Source organism: Streptomyces sp. CO7 (genome assembly GCF_053474865.1).
In genome coordinates, this window is sequence record NZ_JBRIOU010000009.1 from 51,878 (window position 1) to 54,761 (window position 2,884).

The following is a 2,884-nucleotide window of genomic DNA, read 5'->3' on the forward strand; positions in this document are numbered from 1 at the left end:
GTGTGCGGGCGTGGATCCGCAGGGGGCGGATCCCGGGTCGGGGGCGGGCAGCGCGCCCTGGCGGCGGTCATGCTCAGCCCGCCGTCCGGCGGGCGTGCCGGGCGATCTGCCGGAGCGCCTCGGCGAACTCCTCGGCGACGCGCCGGACGGTCCGCGCGTCGTGGACGGCGGGGCGGTGGTTCCAGGTGACGGTGAGCCTCCCGTCGCGCACCGCGCCGCCGACCTCGAGGAGGTGCGACCCGCCGTCGCGGGGGTCGTGGTCCTGGCCGAGGCTGCCGTGCAGGGCGCGGATCAGCCCGGCGCCCTGGGCGTCGCCGCCTGCGGGGCGGGTGTCCAGCTGGCCGAGGTAGTTGAACACGACCTGGCCGAGCGCCCCGTCGCCGCCGAGCCGCTCGCGCACCTCGGGCGGGCCGTAGGCGCGCAGGGCGCCGAAGCCGATGCCGTTGCCCGGCACGGTCCGCAGCTGGCGGCGCACCGATTTCACCAGCGCGCGCCAGTCGCGGTCGGGCCCGAGGTCGTCGGGTGTGTCGACGCTGAGCGCGACGGGGTGGACGCTGGTGAACCAGCCGACGGTGCGCGACAGGTCCACCCCGTCGAGGAGGTCCTCGCGGCCGTGGCTCTCCAGGTCGAGCCGGACCCGCTTCCCGCCGGTCCAGCGGGCAAGGGCGAGGGCGAGGGCGGCGAGCAGCACGTCGTTGACGCGGGTGCGGTAGGCGGTGGGGGCGGACCGCAGCAGCGCCTCGGTGTCCTCCTCGCCGAGTTCGACGGTGAGGGTCGAGGTCCCGCCCCCGTCGCCCGGGTCCTGCGCGTCCTGCACGTCTTCCGCGCCTTCCGCGTCGGGGTGCGTCGGGCCGGGCAGAGGTTCGGCGGTCACCGCCTCCTCCCAGTGCGGCAGTTCGTGGTCGAGGTGGCCGGCCCGCACGTGGGCGGCGAGTCCTCGGGCCCAGTCGCGGTAGGAGGTGGTGCGCTCCCCCAGCTCCACCGGTTCGCCGCGGACCGCCTGCCGGTAGGCGGTCTCCAGGTCGTCGCGCAGGATCCGCCAGGACACTGCGTCCACCACGAGGTGGTGGGCGACCAGGAGGAGGAAGGCGGGGCGGCCCGGACCACCGGTGAAGAGGCCCGCGCCGAGCAACGGCCCCTGTTCCAGGTCGAAAGAGGAGTGCAGCGTGTCGGCGGCCCGCTCCATGACGCGGCGGGCCCGGTCGTCGGGCAGGCCCGTCAGGTCGTGGTGGACCAGGACCTCCTGCGGCCCGGCGGGCGGCGGGTTGAACTGGCGCCAGCCGTCGGCGTCCCGGGTGAAGCGCATCCGGAGCGCGTCGTGGTGGTCCAGCAGGGCGGCGAGCGCGCGGTCCAGGGCGGCGGGATCGGGGGTGCCGTCGAGTTCGAGGAGGAGGGACTGGTTGAAGTGGTGGTGGGCGGCGCGCGGGGTGGTCAGGAACCACTCCTGGATGGGGGTGAGCGGCACGTCGCCGCTGACCGGTCCGTCGCCGGTGCGCTCGGGCCCGGTGCGGACGACGGCGGCGAGGGCGGCGACGGTCTGGTGGGCGAAGAGGTCGCGGGTGGTGAGGTGCAGCCCCTCGCGGCGCAGCCGGGACACCACCTGCATGCTGAGGATCGAGTCTCCGCCCAGGTGGAAGAAGTTGTCCTCGGCGCCGACCTCGGGCACGCCGAGGACCTCCGCCCAGATGCGGGCGACGCGCCGCTCGGTGTCGGTGCGCGGGGCGACGCGCGGTCCGGTGCGGACGGCCGGGCCGGGAGCGGGCAGGGCCCGGCGGTCCAGCTTGCCGTTCGGGGTGAGCGGAAGCCGCTCGAGGGTCACGAACGCGGAGGGCACCATGTAGGGCGGCAGGCGGCGGGCCAGCTCCTCGCGCAGCACGGCGGTGTCGACGACGGGAATCCCGCCGCCGGCGGCCCCGTTGCTCGCGGCCCCGGGCGCCGTCTCCCCCGCAGCGGTGGGCAGTACCCCGCCCGCCGTGGCGGGCACGACGTAGGCCACCAGCTGGGCCGTCCCCGCGCTCCCGTCGTCGCGCACCACGACCGCCGCGTCGCGCACCCGGGCGTCGCGCCGCAGCGCGGCCTCGATCTCGCCGGGCTCGACGCGGTGGCCGCGCAGCTTGACCTGTTCGTCGGCGCGTCCGGCGAACCGCAGCTGCCCGTCGGCCCCCAGCCGCACCAGGTCGCCGGTGCGGTACATCCGCTCCCCGGGCGCCCCGAACGGGTCGGGCAGGAACCGTGCCGCGGTGAGGCCGGGCCGGCCCAGGTAGCCGCGGGCCAGCCCCGGGCCCGCGACGTACAGCTCGCCCAGGACACCGGCCGGCACCGGCCGCAGCGCGGCGTCGAGGACGTGGACGCGGGTGGCGCCGGCCGGACCGCCGATGGGCGGCGCGCCCGTGCCCGCGGTGAGCGGGCCGGTCCAGCTCGCGACCACGGTGGCCTCGGTGGGCCCGTAGGAGTTGATCATGCGGCGGCCCGGAGCCCACCGGTCGACCAGGTCGGCCGGGCACGCCTCCGCGCCGACGATCAGGGTGCGCAGCGCGGGCAGCGCGCCGGCCGTCCCCTCGGGGAGGGTGGCGAGGGCCGCCGGGGGGATCAGCGTGTGGCTGATCCGCCGTCCCTCGAGCACCTCCGCCAGCCGTTCGCCGACCAGCGGACCCTCCTCCCCCGCGACCAGGGTGGCCCCGGAGAGCAGGGAGACGCACAGCTCCAGGACGGACGCGTCGAAGCTGGGCGAGGCGAACTGCAGCACCCGGTCGCCGGGGCCCGCCGCGTAGCGCTCGGCGGCGGCCGCGGCGAAGGCGGCCAGGCCGCCGTGGGTGACGACGACGCCCTTGGGGACGCCGGTGGAGCCCGAGGTGTAGATGACGTAGGCGGGGTGGGCGACGGA

At 77.1% G+C, this 2,884-nt stretch carries 1 protein-coding gene; it reads right to left on the reverse strand.

The window, feature by feature from the left end:
- Positions 1-73: 73 nt before the first annotated feature.
- Positions 74-2,884, reverse strand: a 2,811-nt coding sequence (locus ACOV8S_RS26900) for an amino acid adenylation domain-containing protein (RefSeq protein WP_448320961.1), incomplete at its 5' end; no start/stop codon positions are given.